General features: G+C 71.4%; 14 protein-coding genes. 13 read left to right on the forward strand and 1 reads right to left on the reverse strand.

Annotation, left to right across the window (positions count from 1 at the left end):
• Positions 1–2 precede the first annotated feature (2 nt).
• The 5 genes from rimP to rbfA all read left to right on the forward strand — a co-directional run bounded on the left by rimP (position 3) and on the right by rbfA (position 5,720).
• On the forward strand, positions 3–644 hold the full coding sequence (gene rimP / locus ACUYMY_RS06670) for a ribosome maturation factor RimP (protein ID WP_481702824.1): 642 nt from the start codon (positions 3–5) through the stop codon (positions 642–644).
• Positions 644–1,612 (forward strand): transcription termination factor NusA, encoded by a 969-nt coding sequence (gene nusA / locus ACUYMY_RS06675; RefSeq protein ID WP_481702825.1) that lies wholly within the window; start codon positions 644–646, stop codon positions 1,610–1,612. Before rimP ends, nusA begins: the two co-directional genes overlap by 1 nt.
• A gap of 160 nt (positions 1,613–1,772) precedes the next feature.
• A complete protein-coding gene (locus ACUYMY_RS06680; protein ID WP_481702826.1) occupies positions 1,773–2,093 on the forward strand; it encodes a YlxR family protein in 321 nt (106 codons plus the stop codon).
• Positions 2,094–2,252: 159 nt separating this feature from the next.
• Positions 2,253–5,132 carry a translation initiation factor IF-2 gene (gene infB, locus ACUYMY_RS06685; RefSeq protein WP_481702827.1) on the forward strand — a complete coding sequence of 960 codons (2,880 nt, stop codon included), beginning with the start codon at positions 2,253–2,255 and terminating at the stop codon, positions 5,130–5,132.
• Positions 5,133–5,231: 99 nt separating this feature from the next.
• A complete protein-coding gene (gene rbfA, locus ACUYMY_RS06690; RefSeq protein ID WP_481702828.1) occupies positions 5,232–5,720 on the forward strand; it encodes a 30S ribosome-binding factor RbfA in 489 nt (162 codons plus the stop codon).
• Positions 5,721–5,788: 68 nt separating this feature from the next.
• Here the strand turns inward: rbfA and ACUYMY_RS06695 are convergent, their stop codons facing one another.
• Positions 5,789–6,892 carry a ScyD/ScyE family protein gene (locus ACUYMY_RS06695; protein ID WP_481702829.1) on the reverse strand — a complete coding sequence of 368 codons (1,104 nt, stop codon included), beginning with the start codon at positions 6,890–6,892 and terminating at the stop codon, positions 5,789–5,791.
• A 127-nt stretch (positions 6,893–7,019) separates the two neighbouring features.
• Between ACUYMY_RS06695 and ACUYMY_RS06700 the strand changes: the two genes are divergently transcribed.
• From ACUYMY_RS06700 to ACUYMY_RS06735, 8 genes are all read left to right on the forward strand, one after another.
• Positions 7,020–7,523 carry a nucleoside deaminase gene (locus ACUYMY_RS06700; protein WP_481702830.1) on the forward strand — a complete coding sequence of 168 codons (504 nt, stop codon included), beginning with the start codon at positions 7,020–7,022 and terminating at the stop codon, positions 7,521–7,523.
• A gap of 22 nt (positions 7,524–7,545) precedes the next feature.
• The gene (truB, locus tag ACUYMY_RS06705; protein ID WP_481702831.1) at positions 7,546–8,457 is read left to right on the forward strand and encodes a tRNA pseudouridine(55) synthase TruB; all 912 of its coding nucleotides are present in this window, start codon (positions 7,546–7,548) and stop codon (positions 8,455–8,457) included.
• Positions 8,454–8,825, forward strand: a complete 372-nt coding sequence (locus ACUYMY_RS06710; protein ID WP_481702832.1) for a hypothetical protein — start codon at positions 8,454–8,456, stop codon at positions 8,823–8,825. Before truB ends, ACUYMY_RS06710 begins: the two co-directional genes overlap by 4 nt.
• Positions 8,822–9,268: a hypothetical protein gene (locus ACUYMY_RS06715; protein WP_481702833.1), complete on the forward strand. Its 447-nt coding sequence runs from the start codon at positions 8,822–8,824 to the stop codon at positions 9,266–9,268. Before ACUYMY_RS06710 ends, ACUYMY_RS06715 begins: the two co-directional genes overlap by 4 nt.
• Before the next feature lie 38 nt (positions 9,269–9,306).
• A complete protein-coding gene (locus ACUYMY_RS06720; RefSeq protein ID WP_481702834.1) occupies positions 9,307–10,326 on the forward strand; it encodes a bifunctional riboflavin kinase/FAD synthetase in 1,020 nt (339 codons plus the stop codon).
• A gap of 9 nt (positions 10,327–10,335) precedes the next feature.
• A complete protein-coding gene (kynA, locus tag ACUYMY_RS06725; protein WP_481702835.1) occupies positions 10,336–11,193 on the forward strand; it encodes a tryptophan 2,3-dioxygenase in 858 nt (285 codons plus the stop codon).
• A 204-nt stretch (positions 11,194–11,397) separates the two neighbouring features.
• Positions 11,398–11,667, forward strand: coding sequence for a 30S ribosomal protein S15 (rpsO, locus tag ACUYMY_RS06730; protein ID WP_077489187.1), 270 nt, complete (start codon positions 11,398–11,400; stop codon positions 11,665–11,667).
• A gap of 240 nt (positions 11,668–11,907) precedes the next feature.
• The gene (locus ACUYMY_RS06735) at positions 11,908–14,214 is read left to right on the forward strand and encodes a polyribonucleotide nucleotidyltransferase (RefSeq protein WP_481702836.1); all 2,307 of its coding nucleotides are present in this window, start codon (positions 11,908–11,910) and stop codon (positions 14,212–14,214) included.

Genomic DNA, 14,214 nt, shown 5'->3' on the forward strand with positions numbered 1-14,214 from the left:
CCATGTCCGAGCCCGATCTGCCCGAGGCGGGCAGCCCGTCGAAGGCGCAGGAGGCATCCCCGGCAAGCGGAGAAGAAGCCCGCCTCCACACAGTGCTCGAGCCGGCGGTCCAGGCCCACGGACTCGTGCTCGAGGGCGTCACCGTCAAGCCCGCGGGGAAGCACCGCACCGTGCACGTCGTCGTCGACCTCCCCGACGAGGAGACCGGCGGCGTGGGGCTCGACGTCATCGCGGAGCTCTCGCGCGAGCTCTCCGTCGTCATGGACGCCGAGACCGCGGGCGACAGCCGCCCCTACGACCTCGAGGTCTCCTCGCCGGGCGTGGGCCGCCCGCTCACCGAGCCGCGGCACTGGCGCCGCGCCCGCGGTCGGCTCGTCAAGGTCAACGTCATCCAGGGGGAGAACGTCACCGGGCGCCTGCGCGAGGTCAGCGCCGCCGGCATCGTCGTCGTGCCCGACCTGCCGGCGAAGAAGGGCGTCAAGCCCAAGCCCGGCGAGCCCGTCGAGCTGCCGTTCGAGCGCATCCGCAGCGGCAAGGTCGAGATCGAGTTCGCGCACCTCGACGAGGCGCAGTTCGACGAGGCGGACCTCGACGACGACGCCGCCGACGACCACCCTGACACCGAGAACGCCGAGGAGGCCTAGTGGACATCGACATGAGCGCGCTGCGCCTGCTGGAGCGTGAGCGGGACATCCCCGTCGACAAGCTCATCCCCACCATCGAGCAGGCACTCCTGCTCGCGTACCACAAGTCGCCGGGCGCGATCGACAAGGCCCGCGCCGAGGTCGACCGCAAGAGCGGCCACGTGACCATCTGGGCGACGGAGGTCGACGAGGAGGGCAACCCGATCGGGGAGTTCGACGACACCCCCGAGGGCTTCGGCCGCATCGCCGCGATGACGGCCCGGCAGGTCATCCTGCAGCGGCTGCGCGACGTCGAGGACGACAACGTCCTCGGCGAGTTCAAGGGCCGCGAGGGGGAGCTCATCGCCGGCACGATCCAGCAGGGGCACAACCCGAACATGGTGCAGGTGAACCTCGGCGCCGTCGAGGCCCTCCTGCCGCCGCCCGAGCAGGTCCCGGGCGAGGACTACCGCCACGGCACGCGCATCCGCGCCTACGTGGTGGACGTCCACCGCGGGATGAAGGGCCCGTCCATCACGCTGTCCCGCTCCCACCCGGGGCTCGTCAAGCGGCTCTTCGAGCTCGAGGTCCCCGAGATCGCGGACAAGGCCGTGGAGATCGTCGCGATCGCGCGCGAGGCCGGGCACCGGACCAAGATCGCGGTGCGCGCGAACGTCCCCGGCATCAACGCCAAGGGCGCGTGCATCGGCGAGCTCGGCTCCCGCGTGCGCGCGGTCATGACGGAGCTCAACGACGAGAAGATCGACATCGTCGACTACAGCGACGACGCGGCGACCTTCATCGCCAACGCGCTCTCGCCGTCGAAGGTCACGAGCGTGACCATCGTCGACGAGGCCACGCGCTCGGCGCGGGTCCTCGTGCCGGACTACCAGCTCTCGCTCGCGATCGGCAAGGAGGGCCAGAATGCCCGCCTCGCCGCGAAGCTCACCGGCTGGCGGATCGACATCGGATCCGACGCCCAGGCCTGAGCCCTCGCCCAGGCGGGGCCGGAGGCGTCGCGGCGCATGCAAGGTTCTGCGGGGCAAGGGTCTAGAATAGACAAGTCCGGGTTCGCGCCCGGCGCCAGACGATGATCGTGCGATGCGCGAGCCGCGGCCACAAGGCCGCGGCGAGGCAGAGAGCAGTGGGATGACGCGCAGTACCGCCGAGCCCCTGCGCACGTGCATCGGATGCCGCCAGACCGCGGCCCGGTCGGAACTGCTCCGGCTGGTCCGGGACCCCGATGACGCCCAGCGCGTCGTCGTGGATCCGCGCCGCCGGCTGCCCGGTCGCGGTGCGTGGCTGCACTCCGACGGGGCATGCCTGAAGCAAGCCGTCAAGCGGCGGGCGTTCCAGCGTGCCTTCCGAGGCCCGGTGGACGCGACGCCCGTCGACGACTACTTCGGCTCCTCGGTCCCGGGATTTGCCGGGCCCGACACCGTCCAAGCTGAAAGCGGGTCAGAAATCTGATGGACACCCGATGAGTCCCCATCCGATGAGTGCGTAGCCATGATCTTTGTGGTGCGCACCGCAGAGGGCTCGTCAGCGCTCAGGGAGTTCGCTGACGGGACCAGCAGCAAGCAGTAGACGGTTCGTGCCTGGCTCGGCGCGGACCGAGACAGGAGAAATGTGGCCAAGGTCCGCGTACACGAGCTCGCCAAGGAGCTCGGTATCACCTCCAAGGACGCCGTCGCCAAGCTCGCAGAGCTCGGCGAATTCGTGCGTTCCGCGTCCTCGACGATCGAGGCGCCCGTCGTGAAGAAGCTTCGCGACGCCTACCCCGCCGAAGGCGGCAAGCCCGGCTCCAAGGCGGGCGAGAAGTCGCGCCCGGCCGCGCCGAGGGCTGCCAGCTCCGCCCCGACGCCCGGGCCCGCGCGCCCGGCCGCCGCGGCGCCGTCGTCCACCCGTCCCGCCCCGGCACCGCGTCCGGCGGCGGAGGCCCCGCGCCCCGCCGCCGAGGCTCCGCGCCCCGCGGCCGAGGCGTCCCGCCCGGCCCCCGCGGCCCCGAGCGCGCCGCGCGCTGAGGCCCCGCGCCCCAGCGAGCGTCCGGCCGCGCGCCCCGAGGCGCCGCGCCCGGCAGCCCGTCCCGGCGCCACCCCTGGCCCGCGTCCCGGCGGACCCCGCCCGGGCAACAACCCGTTCTCGTCCTCGCAGGGCATGCAGCGCCCCGGTCGCGACAGCGACCGTGCGCCGCGCCCGGGCAACAACCCCTTCGCGTCCTCGCAGGGCATGCCCCGTCCGGGCGGCGGCCGTGACGGCGAGCGTCCGGGCGGTCCGCGTCCCGGCGGTCCCCGTCCCGCGGCCCCGCGTCCCGGCGGCGGCACCGCAGGCATCCCGCGTCCTGGCGCCCCCCGCACCGGTGCGCCCCGTCCGGGTGCCCCGCGCCCCGGCGGCACGGGCGGCCCGCGCCCGAACCCCGGCATGATGCCTCCCCGCACTGACCGCCCGCAGCCGGGCGCGCGTCCCGCCGGTACCGGCGGCCGCGGCCCGGGTCGCCCCGGGGGCGCCCCCGGCGGCGGTGGCGGCGCGCCCGCAGGCGGCGGCTTCGGCAAGGGCGGCCGCGGACGCGGCGGCACGCAGGGAGCCTTCGGCAAGGGCGGCGCAGGCCGCGGCAAGCAGCGCAAGTCGAAGCGCGCGAAGCGCCAGGAACTGGAGCAGATGAGCGCTCCGTCGCTCGGCGGCGTCTCGGTGCCCCGTGGCGACGGCAGCACGATCGTGCGCCTGCGCCGCGGCGCGTCCATCACGGACTTCGCTGAGAAGATCGATGCGAACCCGGCGTCGCTCGTCACGGTGCTCTTCCACCTCGGCGAGATGGCGACCGCAACGCAGTCCCTCGACGAGGAGACCTTCTCGGTCCTCGGCGAGGAGCTCGGGTACAAGATCCAGGTCGTCTCGCCGGAGGACGAGGAGCGCGAGCTGCTCGAGTCCTTCGACATCGACCTCGACGCCGAGCTCGAGGCCGAGACCGACGAGGACCTCGAGAAGCGCCCCGCGGTCGTGACGGTCATGGGCCACGTCGACCACGGCAAGACCCGCCTCCTCGACGCGATCCGCAACACCAACGTGGTCGCGGGCGAGCACGGCGGCATCACGCAGCACATCGGTGCCTACCAGATCGGGTTCGACCACGAGGGTGAGCAGCGCCGCCTGACGTTCATCGACACCCCGGGCCACGAGGCGTTCACCGCCATGCGTGCCCGCGGTGCACAGGTGACCGACATCGCGGTGCTCGTCGTGGCCGCCGACGACGGCGTCATGCCGCAGACGGTTGAGGCGCTCAACCACGCGCAGGCGGCCAACGTGCCGATCGTCGTCGCGGTGAACAAGATCGACAAGGAGGGCGCGAACCCGGACAAGATCCGCGGCCAGCTCACCGAGTACGGCCTCGTTCCCGAGGAGTACGGCGGCGACACGATGTTCGTGGACGTCTCCGCACGCCAGAACCTCAACATCGACGACCTGCTCTCCGCGGTGCTCCTGACCGCGGACGCAGCCCTCGACCTGCGGGCCAACCCGAACAAGGACGCCCGCGGCGTCGCGATCGAGGCCAACCTCGACAAGGGCCGCGGCGCAGTCGCGACCGTCCTGGTCCAGTCGGGCACCCTGCGCGTCGGCGACACGATCGTGGCGGGCACCGCCCACGGCCGCGTCCGTGCGATGTTCGACGAGGACGGCGAGGCCGTCGAGGCCGCGACGCCGTCGCGCCCTGTCCAGGTCCTGGGCCTGTCCTCGGTGCCGCGCGCCGGTGACACGTTCCTCGTGACCGAGGACGAGCGCACCGCCCGCCAGATCGCTGAGAAGCGGGAGGCCGCCGAGCGCAACGCCCAGCTGGCCAAGCGCCGCAAGCGCATCAGCCTCGAGGACTTCGACCAGGCTGTGGCCGAGGGCAAGATCGACACCCTCAACCTCATCCTCAAGGGCGACGTCTCGGGTGCCGTCGAGGCGCTCGAGGACTCGCTGCTCAAGATCGATGTGGGCGAGGACGTCCAGCTCCGCGTCATCCACCGCGGTGTCGGCGCGATCACCCAGAACGACGTCAACCTTGCGACGGTCGACAACGCGATCATCATCGGCTTCAACGTCAAGCCGGCCGAGCGCGTCGCCGAGCTCGCGGACCGCGAGGGCGTGGACATGCGCTTCTACTCGGTCATCTACGCGGCGATCGAGGACATCGAGCTCGCGCTCAAGGGCATGCTCAAGCCGGAGTACGAGGAGGTCCAGCTGGGCACCGCCGAGGTGCGCGAGGTCTTCAAGTCCTCCAAGTTCGGCAACATCGCCGGTTCGATCGTCCGCAGCGGCCTCATCCGCCGCAACGCGAAGGCCCGTGTGCTGCGCGACGGCGTCGTGATCGGCGACAAGCTGACCATCGAGTCGCTCAAGCGGTTCAAGGACGACGCGACCGAGGTCCGGGAGGGCTTCGAGTGCGGTATCGGCCTTGGCTCGTTCAACGACATCCAGCTCGAGGACATCATCGAGACGTTCGAGATGCGCGAGAAGCCGCGCGTCTAGCCGTCCCGAGGAAGGGGGTCCCGCCCGCGGGACCCCCTTTCCTGTCCCTCCCACGCCCCGGCAGCCGCGCTGCCGGCACGACCCCTAGGAGTTCATCCCATGGCCGATCCGGCACGCGCCGCGCGTCTCGCGCAGCGCATCAAGGTGGTGGTGGCGGAGGCGCTGCGCAAGGCCGTCAAGGACGAGCGCGCCGAGACCATCACCGTGACCGACGCCCGCGTCACGAACGACCTGCAGCATGCGACCGTCTACTACACGGTCTTCGGCGACGCCGCGTCCCAGCAGGGCGCCCGCGACGTGCTCGAGGCCAAGAAGGGCGTCCTGCGGCGCGAGGTGGGGCGCAACCTCACCATCCGCCTCACGCCCACGCTCGAGTTCGTCGCCGACGAGGTCCCCGTCAACGCCTCGCACCTCGAGGACCTGCTCCGGCAGGCCAAGGAGCGCGACGCCGAAGTGGCCCGCCTCGCCGCCGGCGCCAAGCCCGCCGGCGAGGCCGACCCGTACCGCAAGGAGACGGGCGCCGAGGACGCCGACGACGTGACCGACCGCGGCGAGTTCGACGACGTCGAAGACGAGACCGTGGACTGAGGTCCGTCCACGAAAGACGCGAGGCCCGCACCCATGAGGATGCGGGCCTCGCGTGCTTTCTGTCTGTTCTACAGCTTGAGCGAGATGAGCTGTCCCGCTGGAGGCGCCTCCTCTGGTCCGAGGACGTTGGTCGTTGCGTAGAGCGTTGACCCGCTGACGGTGACGTCGGCAGGCAGCGCGGCCTGCAGGAAGAGCTCCGCTGGTCCGCCGCCCGCCGGCACGCGGTAGATGCCGCCACCGAAGAGCGAGGCCACATACAGCTCCCCCCTTTGCCCGAAGGCGATGCCCGTCGGGGTGAGGATGCGGTCGGCGTACAGCTGCACGTCCCCGGTCGCGGGGTTGATCGTGAAGATCGCGCCCCGGACGCCGAGGACGGGCTCCTCAGGGCCGCCCGGAAGGGAGGAGACGTAGAGCCACCCATCGCGCCCCCGCTCGACGTCCGTCGGGACCGGCTCGAAGGCGTAGGTCAGCCCGGCGCAGGCCGGAACTCCCAGGTCTTCTGCCTGCTGGGCGGACACTCTGACGGGCCTCGGCGGAAGGATGGCAACCGTTGAGATCGCGCCCGTGATGAGGTCAACCGCGATCACGGCGTTCATGCCGGCATCCGCGACGTAGGCCGTCCTGCCGACGACGTCGAGCGCGTAGGGATGCGAGTCGGCCTCGCCTGTGTACTGGGCCTCATGGAACGGGTCCGTCGCCTTGAGCTCGGCGGCGCACTCCGCATCGAATTCGGTCAGGCCATAGCGGTTGACCTGGTCCGGATTGTTCGCCGCCTCGTAGGCGCCGATCTGGTCGGTGATCACGCGCACGCTGCCATCCGGGCCCACCGCCAGTAGCCTGCCGATGTTCTCCACCGGGGGGTTGTCGAAGGGGCCGGCGCCTTGGCTGTCGAGGTAGTACGTCGTTGCGCCCCGGGTATCGGATCCGGCGAGGAGCCACCCCGGCTCCGAGACGAGGTTCTCCGTCGATCCGTCGTGGTTGACCCGGGTCAGGAGGCCGGCAAACTCCTGGCTGACCATCGCTGACTTGCCGGGCCCAATGCTCACGTGGAGCGGCGAGATGAGACCCGAGGCGATGACTGTTGGCTCCGAGGCTGGCGGAGCGGCGTGGGCCGCACCCGCGGGCATGAGCAGCAGCGCGGACGCGGCGAGGATGGCCGGGATTCTCTTCATGGGTGTCTCCCTGGCAGTTCTGACACCGAGACCATGAAATGGCGTCCTCCAGTTGGCAGCCACCATAGACCGCTCACCTCGGCCGCGCTAGGTCCGCCAGAGGCCAGCGGGCGCTTAGCATGGGCGCATGGGGAACCGGGAGAGCGTCGAGGCGGGGCTGGCCGAGAGCGACGTGCAGCGCCACCTCGAGCGCGCCGTCGGGCTCGCCGTCGCGAACGTCGCCGACGGCGGCGGGCCGTTCGGCGCCGTCGTCGTCATGCCCGACGGGCGGACGTTCGACGGCGTGAACCGCGTCACGCGGGACAACGACCCGACCGCGCACGCCGAGGTCGTCGCGATCCGGCGGGCGGCGGCAGAGACAGCCGACTTCGACCTCCACGGCGCCGTCCTCTACGCGAGCTGCGAGCCCTGCCCGCTGTGCCTGGCCGCGGCGCTGTGGGCCCGGGTCGGAGCGGTGCACTTCGCGGCGGACCGCGGGGACGCCGCGGCGGCGGGCTTCGACGACGCCGTCTTCTACGAGTACTTCGACGGCGCCGACCGCTCGCTCATGCCTGTCGCGCAGGTCGACCTCGCGGGCAGCGGGCGCCCCTTCGAGGCCTGGGCGGAGTTCGGCGGGCGCATCGAGTACTGAACGCCTCCATATACTGGGAGGCGTGCTTTCTGGACTGGTGATCGTGGACAAGCCGCGCGGGTGGACGAGCCACGACGTGGTGGGGAAGGTCCGGCGCCTCGCGGGGACCCGCAAGGTGGGGCATGCGGGCACCCTCGATCCCATGGCCACGGGCGTGCTCGTCGTCGGGGTGAACAAGGCGACACGCCTGCTGTCCTACATCGTCGGCACCGAGAAGACCTACACCGCGACCATCCGGCTCGGACAGAGCACCGTGACGGACGACGCCGAGGGCGACGTCCTTGAGGAGCGCATCGCCGCCGCGGTGACCGAGGAGCAGATCCGGGCCGCCGCCGTCCGGCTCACGGGCGAGATCCAGCAGGTCCCGAGCAGCGTGAGCGCGATCAAGGTCGCCGGGGAGCGCTCGTACGCGCGCGTCCGCGCGGGCCACGACGTCGCGCTCGAGGCGCGGCCGGTGACGATCCACTCCTTCGACGTGCACGAGGTCCGCCGGGTCCGCAACGGCCGGCTCCAGGACGTCGACGTGACGGTGCGCTGCTCCTCCGGCACCTACATCCGCGCCCTCGCCCGCGACATGGGCGCCGACCTCGGCGTCGGCGGCCACCTCACGGCCCTGCGCCGCACCCAGGTCGGACCCTACGGCATCGGCCAGGCGCGCACGCTCGAGCAGCTCGCCGAGGACCTCGCCCTCCTGCCCCTCGCCGACGCGGCCCGCTCCCTCCTGCCCGTGCGCGAGCTGAGCGAGGACGAGGCCGTCGAGCTCTCCTTCGGCCGCCGCATCCCGGCGAGCCGCGCGGGCGCGGACAAGGACGCGGACAAGGACACCGTGACGGCCGCGTTCGCCCCGGACGGGTCGCTCGTCGCCCTGCTCAAGGACGCGGGCCCGGTCGCGAAGCCCGAGCTCGTCTTCGCCGCCCGCGGGGATGGCGCATGATCCCCGACCCGTTCTTCGTGGTCGGCGCCGCCGTGTGCGTGGTGTCCCTCCTGGTCTGCCTCGCCGCCGTGATCATGAAGCCCTACCCGGGCGATGCCGCGATCCTGTCCGTCGCCGCCGTCGAGCTCTTCCTCGTCGCCTATGGCGTCGGGGCCGGCATCCGCCAGTCCGGGGGCGAGCCGGTCCACGGCGAGACGTGGGAGTTCTGGGGCTACCTCATCACCGCCCTCCTCGTGCCGGTCGCGGCGTTCTGGTGGGCTGTGGCCGACAAGACCCGGTGGAGCAACGCCGTGCTCGCCGCGGTGCCGCTGACCATCTTCGTGATGCTGTTCCGCATGGAGCAGATCTGGGACGGAGCAACCCTGTGACACGCCAGTCATCCCCGAGCACCCGCAGCGTGGGGCTCGGACGCATCATCGTGGCCGTCTACGGCATCTTCGCCGTGTCCTCGACAGCCCGCGCGGGCTACCAGATCGCGACCAAGTTCGCCGAGGCACCCCTCGCGTACTCCCTGAGCGCGCTCGCCGCCGTCGTCTACATCGTCGCGACCGTGGCGATGGCGCGCCGCGGCACCGCGAGCTGGTACGTGACCCTCTCGGCCGTGCTCCTCGAGCTCGTGGGCGTCCTGGCCGTCGGCGCGGCGAGCGTCCTCGCCCCCGAGGCGTTCCCGCACGACACGGTGTGGAGCGGGTTCGGCCGCGGCTACGGCTACGTCCCGCTGGCCCTGCCGCTGCTCGGCCTCGTGTGGCTCTTCGTGAACCGCCCGCGCCGTGCCGAGCGCCCGGCCGCCCACCCCACGGCCAGCCGGTAGGCTAGGGTACCGATGCTCACGGCGACGAGGCGAGGACGATGGTTCTGATCTGGCACGGCCTAGACGAGGTTCCCGAGGACTTCGGGCCCGCCGCGGTCACCATCGGCAACTTCGACGGGGTGCACCGCGGCCACCAGCAGGTGCTCGCCGAGCTCAAGCGCGCCGCCGCCTCGGCAGGGAGCCGCACGGTGGCGGTCACGTTCGACCCGCACCCCGCGACGGTGCACCACCCGGACACCGCGCCGCACCTCATCATGGACCTCGAGGACCGGCTCGCGATCCTGGCCCAGTACGGCCTCGACGCGATCCTCGTCCTGCACTACACGCTCGAGTTCGCCCAGCAGACCGCCGAGGAGTTCGTCGGCAGCGTCTTCGTCGACGGGCTCCGGGCCAGCCACGTGGTCGTGGGGCACGACGTGCGCTTCGGCCGGGGCAACGCGGGGGACCTGTCCACGATGCGGGAACTCGGGGAGAAGTTCGGGTTCGAGGTCGTCGTCGTCAAGGAGTTCACCGAGCACATTCCGCCGAGCGGCGCCGCCGCCGGGGGACACGCCGGCGCGGACGACGGCGAGGAGCGGCGCGCGTCGTCGACCTGGGTCCGGGAGGCGCTCGAGGCCGGCGACGTGGAGCTCGCGGCGGAGATCCTCGGGCGGCCGCACTCGATGCACGGCGAGGTCGTGCACGGCGCCGCCCGCGGGCGTGCCCTCGGCTTCCCCACGGCGAACCTCGAGCACGACGCCGCCGGGCACATCCCCGCCGACGGCATCTACGCCGGCTGGCTCGTCGACGAGGCCGGCACCCGCTGGCCCGCGGCCATCTCGGTCGGCTCGAACCCGACCTTCGCCGGCGTCTCCCGCCAGGTCGAGGCCCACGTGATCGACCGGCCCGACGAGTCGCCCGAGGACTTCGACCTCTACGGGCAGAAGGTCGCCGTCGAGTTCGTCGGCCGCCTGCGCGGCATGGTCGCCTACCGGGGGCCCGAGGCGCTCGTGGAGCAGATGAAGCTCGACGTCGACCAGGCCCGGCGCGTCCTCGCCGGGACAGGCCAGCCGCGCTAGCGTGAAGGCGTGACGACCCACAACCCCAACACCCGACCCCTCGAGGACGGGATCGTCCGGGACCTCTCGGGGCGGCTGAGCTACGGCGGCTACCTCCAGCTCGAGACCCTCCTGAGCGCCCAGAGGCCCGTCAGCGAGCCGGAGCACCACGACGAGCTCCTGTTCATCATCCAGCACCAGACAACCGAGCTGTGGCTCAAGCTGGTCCTCCATGAGCTGCGCAGCGCGTGCGGGTGGCTCCGCGAGGACAACCTCGGCGCGGCGCTCAAGGCCATCGCGCGGGTCAAGCACATCCAGAAGACCCTCACCGAGCAGTGGAGCGTACTCGCGACGCTCACGCCCCACGAGTACGCCCAGTTCCGGGGCTTCCTCGGCCACGCGTCCGGGTTCCAGTCGTGGCAGTACCGTGCCGTCGAGTTCGCGCTCGGCAACAAGAACGCGGCCATGCTGCCGGTGTTCGACGCCGAGCCCGAGGCGCAGGCGCAGCTGCGGGCCGTCCTCGAGGCGCCTAGCCTCTACGATGAGTTCCTGCGCTACCTCGCCCGCCATGGCTACGCCGTCCCGGCCGAGGTCCTCGAGCGGGACGTCACGGCCGCGCACACCTTCTGCGACGGCCTCGTGCCCCTGTTCAAGGAGATCTATGAGCAGGCCGAGCAGCATTGGGCGGCGTACGAGACGTGCGAGGAGCTCGTGGACCTCGAGGACAACTTCCAGCTGTGGCGCTTCCGGCACCTGCGCACGGTCCAGCGCACGATCGGGTTCAAGACGGGCACGGGCGGCTCGACCGGCGTCGGGTTCCTGCGCAGGGCCCTCGACCTGACCTTCTTCCCCGAGCTGTTCGCCGTCCGGACCGAGATCGGGGCCTAGCGGCAGAGCCAAGCGGCGGCGCACGTTTCGACACAGTGCGGCACGAGCGGATAGAATCCTCGGTGGCCCTCGCTGCAGTCCGTGGCGGCCTGGGCCGCGCCGGCACCGGTTCCACCGGGCCTGCCGCCCTCGGGCGGCGGCGGGTCGGCGTTCCCCGGGGACGCACCGTCCAGCGGGCCGCACGGCACGACACGAGGAGCTTCCATGGCTTTGGATCCCGCCGTCAAGCAGGCAATCATCCAGGAGTACGCGACGAAGGAAGGCGACACCGGGTCCCCCGAGGTCCAGGTCGCCGTCCTGACCAAGCGCATCAAGGACCTGACTGAGCACATGAAGCAGCACAAGCACGACTTCCACACCCAGCGCGGCCTGCTCGCGCTCGTGGGTCGCCGCAAGCGCATGCTCGCGTACCTGCACGACACCGACATCGCCCGCTACCGTTCGCTCATCGAGCGACTCGGCCTGCGCCGATAGTCTTGGCAGCGGCCCGTGCTTTCCGTGCCTCGCGCACAGGGGCACGGGCCGCTTCCACCTTTCGGGACGGGCGCCCCGCCCGTCCCAGCACGTAGTGACCTACCCTTCGGAGGCACCGGCAGCCTGCGGTCCTCGGTAGTGGCCCCTGCGGGCATCCGCCGACGCGGATGTCCGAGAGGCCTCGATCGAAGACCGGGTTCCGGCAAGCCTCCCCTGAAACGGAAACGGAGGTGCTCTCCCATGGAGGGTCCCGAGATCCAGTTCTCTGAGGCCGTCATCGACAACGGCCGCTTCGGCCAGCGCGTGGTGCGCTTCGAGACCGGCCGCCTCGCCAAGCAGGCCGCCGGCGCCGCGATGGCCTACATCGACGACGACACCGCCCTGCTCTCCGCCACGACGGCGGGCAAGTCCCCGCGCGAGGGCTTCGACTTCTTCCCCCTCACGGTGGACGTCGAGGAGCGCATGTACGCGGCCGGCCGCATCCCCGGCTCGTTCTTCCGCCGCGAGGGCCGTCCCTCGACCGAGGCCATCCTCGCGTGCCGCCTCATGGACCGCCCGCTGCGCCCGGCCTTCGTCAAGGGCCTGCGCAACGAGGTCCAGGTCGTCGTGACCGTCCTCGCGATCAACCCGGACGAGCTCTACGACGTCGTCGCGATCAACGCGGCGTCGATGTCCACCCAGCTCGCCGGCCTGCCGTTCTCCGGCCCGATCGGCGGCGTCCGCGTGGCGCTCGTCCACGACGAGCAGGGCACGCAGTGGGTCGCGTTCCCGAAGCACTCGCAGCTCAAGGACGCGACCTTCGACATGGTCGTTGCCGGGCGCATCGCCGGTGACGACGTCGCGATCATGATGGTCGAGGCCGAGGCCACCGACAACTCCTGGAGCCTCATCAAGGAGCAGGGCGCCACCGCCCCGACCGAGGAGGTCGTGGCCGAGGGCCTCGAGGCCGCCAAGCCGTTCATCCGCGCCCTGTGCGAGGCCCAGCAGGACCTCGCGGAGCGCGCCGCGAAGCCGACCGCCGAGTTCCCGATCTTCCTCGACTACGAGGCCGACGTGTACGACGCCGTCGAGGCCGCCGCGGGCGCCCGGCTCGCCGAGGTCTTCCAGATCGCCGACAAGCAGGCGCGCAACACCGCCTCCGACGAGCTCCAGGACGAGGTCCTCGGCCAGCTCGCCGGGCAGTTCGAGGGCCGCGAGAAGGAGCTCTCCGCCGCCTTCCGCTCGCTCACCAAGAAGGTCGTGCGCCAGCGCATCCTCAAGGACCAGGTCCGCATCGACGGCCGGGGCCTGACGGACATCCGCCAGCTCACCGCCGAGGTCGAGGTCCTCCCGCGCGTCCACGGCTCCGCGATCTTCGAGCGCGGCGAGACCCAGATCATGGGCGTCACGACGCTCAACATGCTCAAGATGGAGCAGCAGATCGACTCGCTCTCCCCGGAGACGCACAAGCGGTACATGCACAACTACAACTTCCCGCCGTACTCGACGGGCGAGACGGGCCGCGTCGGCTCGCCGAAGCGCCGCGAGATCGGCCACGGCGCCCTCGCCGAGCGCGCGATCGTGCCGGTGCTGCCGTCCCGCGAGGAGTTCCCCTACGCGATCCGCCAGGTCTCCGAGGCCCTCGGCTCGAACGGCTCGACCTCGATGGGCTCCGTGTGTGCCTCGACGCTGTCGCTGCTCAACGCCGGCGTGCCGCTCAAGGCGCCCGTCGCGGGCATCGCGATGGGCCTCGTCTCCGACGAGGTTGACGGCCAGACCCGCTACGCGGCCCTGACCGACATCCTGGGCGCGGAGGACGCGTTCGGCGACATGGACTTCAAGGTCGCGGGCACGTCCGAGTTCGTCACCGCCATCCAGCTCGACACGAAGCTCGACGGCATCCCGGCCTCGGTCCTCGCCGCCGCGCTCAAGCAGGCCCGCGAGGCGCGCCTGCACATCCTCTCGGTCATCAACGCCGCGATCGAGGGCCCGGACGAGCTTTCCGAGTTCGCCCCGCGCATCATCGCGATCAAGATCCCCGTGGACAAGATCGGCGAGGTCATCGGCCCCAAGGGCAAGATGATCAACCAGATCCAGGAGGACACGGGCGCCGAGATCTCGATCGAGGACGACGGCACCGTGCTCATCGGCGCGACCGACGGCTCCTCGGCCGACGCCGCGCGCGCCGCGATCAACGCCATCGCCAACCCGCAGCTGCCCGAGGTGGGCGAGCGCTACCTCGGCACCGTGGTGAAGACGACGACGTTCGGCGCCTTCGTCTCCCTCACCCCGGGCAAGGACGGCCTCCTGCACATCTCCGAGCTGCGCAAGCTCGCGGGCGGCAAGCGCGTGGACAACGTCGAGGACGTCGTCTCCGTCGGCCAGAAGGTCCAGGTCGAGATCACCAAGATCGACGACCGCGGCAAGCTCTCCCTCGCCCCGGTGATCGCCGAGGAGGCGGCTCAGGCCAATGCCGCCGAGGGCGACGCCGCCGAGGTAGGCGCCGATCAGGCGAACGCCGATCAGGCGAACGCCGATCAGGCAAACACAGCGGCTGCCGACGCCTAA

Source organism: Sinomonas sp. T428B (genome assembly GCF_056780155.1).

What these genes read in the sequence shown, in the direction of transcription:
- ACUYMY_RS06735 (WP_481702836.1), top strand. Translation starts at nt 11,908, where the DNA reads ATGGAGGGTCCCGAGATCCAGTTCTCTGAGGCCGTCATCGACAACGGC.
- rimP (WP_481702824.1), top strand. Translation starts at nt 3, where the DNA reads ATGTCCGAGCCCGATCTGCCCGAGGCGGGCAGCCCGTCGAAGGCGCAG.
- ACUYMY_RS06700 (WP_481702830.1), top strand. Translation starts at nt 7,020, where the DNA reads ATGGGGAACCGGGAGAGCGTCGAGGCGGGGCTGGCCGAGAGCGACGTG.
- ACUYMY_RS06720 (WP_481702834.1), top strand. Translation starts at nt 9,307, where the DNA reads ATGGTTCTGATCTGGCACGGCCTAGACGAGGTTCCCGAGGACTTCGGG.
- ACUYMY_RS06680 (WP_481702826.1), top strand. Translation starts at nt 1,773, where the DNA reads ATGACGCGCAGTACCGCCGAGCCCCTGCGCACGTGCATCGGATGCCGC.
- ACUYMY_RS06710 (WP_481702832.1), top strand. Translation starts at nt 8,454, where the DNA reads ATGATCCCCGACCCGTTCTTCGTGGTCGGCGCCGCCGTGTGCGTGGTG.
- ACUYMY_RS06695 (WP_481702829.1), bottom strand. Translation starts at nt 6,892, where the DNA reads ATGAAGAGAATCCCGGCCATCCTCGCCGCGTCCGCGCTGCTGCTCATG.
- rbfA (WP_481702828.1), top strand. Translation starts at nt 5,232, where the DNA reads ATGGCCGATCCGGCACGCGCCGCGCGTCTCGCGCAGCGCATCAAGGTG.
- rpsO (WP_077489187.1), top strand. Translation starts at nt 11,398, where the DNA reads ATGGCTTTGGATCCCGCCGTCAAGCAGGCAATCATCCAGGAGTACGCG.